A 4,165-nucleotide genomic window follows, 5' to 3' on the forward strand; every position below is an offset into this window, starting at 1 on the left:
CTGGCGTCGGTGTCGGCCAGGTCGGAGAGGTAGCTGCCGCCCAGTTCCACCCCTTCCGTTGGGGCCACCACCAGGCTCGCCCCCCAGTCGCGGATGTGGTCCTCATTGCGGGTCTTCTCGGCATCGCCGTTGAAGACGAAGGCGGAAAGGGTGGCCGGGCCGTACGTGTAGCCGGCGAGGAGGGCCGTCTCCCGGGTCTCGCCCAGCTCCAGGGTCAGCGGGTCGCTGATGAAATGGCTGTGGAACACGCCGAAGGGGAGGTACTGGCGGCCGACGCGGCCGGACCAGGGGCCGTGCGCGAAGTTGATGGCGGCCTCGTCGACTTCGAGGTCGGTGTCATCGGCCCCGAAGGCTCCCTCCTCGAACAGGAAGATGATGTCGCCGCTGATCGCCTCGGTGAGCTTGACACCGAGACCGAACTGGGCGGTGGCGAGCGCCAGGTCGCTGGCGGCGTCGGAGGTGCCGTCCTTGAACTCGACGTCGGCGGCTGCGGCCTCCACCTCGAGCAGCCCTGAGATGGTGATCCTCTCGGTGATCTTCGCCGCCAGACCGGCGCCTTTCTTCTCGGCCAGGGTGTGGTAGATCTCGGCTTGGCGTTCCTCCAGGAGGCGCAGGCGCTCTTCGGCCGACAGATTGCGGATTGCCGTTGCCGCCTCTTCAGCGTCGCCGTGGGCGAAGGTCAGGGCGGGAGAGGCTAGCGCCAGCAGGCCGGCAAGGATCAGGGCAGGGATGGATCGGGACATCTTGTTTCTGGACATTTCCTTCATTCCTCCTTGGAGAGTTTAATACAAGTTAAGCAGTTCCGCAGCGTGCAGACGCCGCAGGAGTGGTACTGGAACACCGGGATGTTCTGGGTTCTGGCCACGCTGACCGCCTCGTGCCGGGCACGGTGCGACACCTTGTTGGTGAAGATGAGCACGGCGTCGACGTTCTTGAGTTTGGCGCCGATGTTGGCTTCCGACTGATTGAAAACCCGCAGTTCGACGCCGGCCTGCGCCGCTTCCAGCCGGTAGTGCCGTTCCAGCCGGGCCATCCCGCCGATCACCGCGACGCACATGCCGCCCTCCTTAAATCATAACGATATTCATTTTCAATTGATGCCCCGCAAAAAGCCTCCCCTGCAGATGAGCCGACCGCATGCAGGCAATCGACGGGGGTAGCGCAGCGAGCCAGCCGCCGGGCCATGCGGCAGCGGCTCTGGCGGAAAGCTTCGGCGAGCCCGAGGCTGCCGGCGGGATCGCCGTAGATTTTCCAGGGACCCTGGCAGGTGAAGGGCAGGGGCGCCCAGCCCATGAAACCGGCCACGTCCTTGAGCGGGTAGCCGAGAAAAACCCCGATTTCGTGGGGAAACCCTGCCGCCGGGATCCGTGCTTGCAGCTCCGTCAAAGACGCTTGCGGGTCGGCCGGGTTGGTGTAGCCGGCCTTGCGGAGAAACCCCGCGACGTTCGGCCGGGCGAGCAGGGCCGCGAGTGTCTGCGGCCGGTAGAGCAGCAGCAGCAGCGAATCGCCCCGGTCGGCCAGCTCCCGGACGGCCAGGCCGCCTTGCCGCGCCAGAGTGGCCCCGTGGCGCTGCCACATCCGGTAGAGGTTGCGGCCGCAGGCCCGGCGGCGGTTGGCGACGTTGATCAGGTTCGCCGGTTTTTCCCCATCGAGGACTTCTGCCGCTTCGAGGGCGAGGAATGCGGCCAGGCATTCCCGTTCATCGGCGAAACGCTCCGCCAGATCATGCCAGACCGGCCGTCTTTGCTCATCGGAGCGATGGTGCTGCATTTTCAACCTCCTGCTTGGGAAGGTGATCCCGAGACGCCCAATCGGGCGTCTCGGCCAGATACGTATGAATTACCGTTTCGACGAGCAGTCGCAGCCGCTGCAATCGTGACACGACCCTTTTTTCTTCCAGAACGAGCGGTAGAAGAGGTAGCCCGCTCCGCCCAGGATCACTGCCATCCAGATGATATCGACGATGCCCATCTCAGCCTCCGAGTCCGAGGAAGGTCCCGCCCTGGTAGATCACCAGGGAGACGGTCCAGGCGAGGGCCATCTGGTAGACGAAGGCGACCCCGAACCACTTCCAGGAGCCGAACTCCTGGCGCATGGCGATGGCGACCACCACGCAGGGCATATAGAGCAGGACGAAGACCATGAAGGCGTAGGCGGACAGCGGCGTGAAGGCGCCGCCGACGGCCGTCTTGAGGGGGGAGGCCCCTTCCTCGTCCTCCGCCGCCAGGCTGGAAACACCGAAGGTGGCGACGACGTTGGCGCCCGCGTCCTTGAAGGCGCCGCCGAAGGAGACGACGATCTCCTTCAGGTCCTCGCCCAGGGTCGGCGTCGCCGCTTCTTCCTCGGTCGCCGCTTCCTCCGCCAGCGCCTCGGGGGCATAGATCTCGCCCATGGTGCCGACGACGATCTCCTTGGCGATCAGGCCGGTGATGAGCGAAGAGGAGGCCTCCCAGTTGCCGAAGCCGAGCGGCTCGAAGATCGGGGCGATCAAGGCGCCGGTCTGGCCGAGGTAGGAGTCGCGCTTGCTCTCGACGCCCCAGGGGGTGTTGAGCAGGAACCAGACGAAGACCGAGACGGCCAGGATGTAGGTGCCGGCCTTGATCAGGAAGTGCTTCCCCTTCTCCCAGGTGTGGATCAGCAGGCTCTTGAGCGTCGGCATCCGATAGGGCGGCAGCTCCATGATGAACATCGGCGCTTCGCCGCGGAAGAGGGTCTTCTTGAAGATCACGCCCATGACGATGGCGAGCAGAATCCCCAGCACGTAGAGGGACCAGATGACGCTGCCGGCGGCCGTGCCGAAGAAGACCCCGGCGAACAGGACGTAGACCGGCAGGCGCGCCCCGCAGCTCATCAGCGGCAGCAGCAGGGCGGTCAGGGCCTTGTCCCGCGGGTTCTCCAGGGTGCGGGTGGCGTAGATGCCGGGCACGTTGCAGCCGAAGCCGAGCAGCATCGGGATGAAGCTCTTGCCGTGCAGGCCGATGGCGTGCATCGCCCGGTCCATGACGAAGGCGGCCCGCGCCATGTAGCCGCTCCCTTCGAGGAAGGTGATGAAGAACATCATGGCGAAGATGACCGGCACGAAGACCAGCACGAAGCCGACGCCGGCGATCACCCCGTCGAGGGCGAGCGACACCGTCCAGTCGGGAGCCCCGACTAGCCCCAGCCCCGCCTCGACCCAGCGGCGGAAGGGGCCGGCGATCATGCCGTCGAGCCAGTCGCCGAAGGGGGAGGAGAGGTCGAAGGTGAGCTTGAATACCAGCCACATGGCGGCCAGGAAGATCGGGATGCCGAGGAAGCGGTTGAGGACGATGCGGTCGATCTTCTCGGTGACCTCCGCCTTGCGCAGCTCCGGCTTCTGCAGCACCTCGCGGGTCAGGCCCGAGGCGAGGGCGTATCGGGCGTCGGCCATCAGCGCCTCGATGTCCTCGCCGTGGGCGCGGCGCAGGTGACTGAGCGCCTCACCCTCCAGGCTCTCCAGGCCGATGTTGACCTCCCTGGCCACCTCGGTGTCCCCCTCCATCAGTTTGCAGGCGAGCCAGCGCAGCGGGTATTTGTTCGCCAGCACCGGGTGCTTCGCCTGCAGGGTTGCGGCCACGCCGTCGACCGCCTTCTCGATGTCCTCGCCGTAGCTGAGCTGTTTCGGCCGGTGGGTTTGCGGAGCGGCGGCGGTCGCCAGCGCCGCCTCCAGCAGCTCCTTCGTCCCGCGGTTTTTGGTCGCCGCGGTGGGGACGACGGTGACGCCCAGCATCTGCTCGATCCCCTTGACGTCGATCCGGTACCCCTTGGCCTCGGCCTCGTCGAAGATGTTGAGGGCCATCACCACCGGCAGCCCCAGCTCCAGCAGCTGCATGGTGAGGTAGAGGTTGCGCTCCAGATTGGTGGCGTCGACCACGTTGATCACCAGGTCGGGTTTCTCGTGCACCAGGTAGTCGCGGGCGATGATCTCCTCCTGGGTGTAGGGGGAGAGGGAGTAGGTGCCGGGCAGGTCGACCAGACGGATGGTGCGCCCCTCGAACTCGAAGGACGCCTCCTTCTTCTCCACCGTCACCCCCGGCCAGTTGCCGACGTGCAGCCGGCTGCCGGTGATGGCGTTGATCAGGGTCGATTTGCCCGCGTTGGGGTTGCCGGCCACCGCGATGGTGACGACGCGCTTCTCCACCGGGCG

Annotated in this window: 5 protein-coding genes; all 5 read right to left on the reverse strand. The window is 66.1% G+C overall.

Annotated elements, in window-relative coordinates; all coding sequences use genetic code 11:
• Positions 1 to 758, reverse strand: a 758-nt coding sequence (locus tag VD811_16110) for an LbtU family siderophore porin (protein HXV22509.1), incomplete at its 3' end; no start/stop codon positions are given.
• 5 nt (positions 759 to 763) lie between these two features.
• Positions 764 to 1,057, reverse strand: coding sequence for a DUF2325 domain-containing protein (locus VD811_16115; GenBank protein HXV22510.1), 294 nt, complete (start codon positions 1,055 to 1,057; stop codon positions 764 to 766).
• Positions 1,042 to 1,770 (reverse strand): DUF3793 family protein, encoded by a 729-nt coding sequence (locus VD811_16120; protein ID HXV22511.1) that lies wholly within the window; start codon positions 1,768 to 1,770, stop codon positions 1,042 to 1,044. Before VD811_16120 ends, VD811_16115 begins: the two co-directional genes overlap by 16 nt.
• Before the next feature lie 69 nt (positions 1,771 to 1,839).
• The gene (locus VD811_16125; protein ID HXV22512.1) at positions 1,840 to 1,971 is read right to left on the reverse strand and encodes a FeoB-associated Cys-rich membrane protein; all 132 of its coding nucleotides are present in this window, start codon (positions 1,969 to 1,971) and stop codon (positions 1,840 to 1,842) included.
• 1 nt (position 1,972) lies between these two features.
• Positions 1,973 to 4,165, reverse strand: a 2,193-nt coding sequence (feoB, locus tag VD811_16130) for a ferrous iron transport protein B (GenBank protein ID HXV22513.1), incomplete at its 5' end; no start/stop codon positions are given.

It is taken from the genome of Desulfuromonadales bacterium (genome assembly GCA_035620395.1).
Lineage (GTDB): Bacteria > Desulfobacterota > Desulfuromonadia > Desulfuromonadales > DASPGW01 > DASPGW01.

Coding starts and splice junctions, on each gene's coding strand:
- VD811_16120 (HXV22511.1), bottom strand. CDS start 1,770: ATGCAGCACCATCGCTCCGATGAGCAAAGACGGCCGGTCTGGCATGAT.
- VD811_16125 (HXV22512.1), bottom strand. CDS start 1,971: ATGGGCATCGTCGATATCATCTGGATGGCAGTGATCCTGGGCGGAGCG.
- VD811_16115 (HXV22510.1), bottom strand. CDS start 1,057: ATGTGCGTCGCGGTGATCGGCGGGATGGCCCGGCTGGAACGGCACTAC.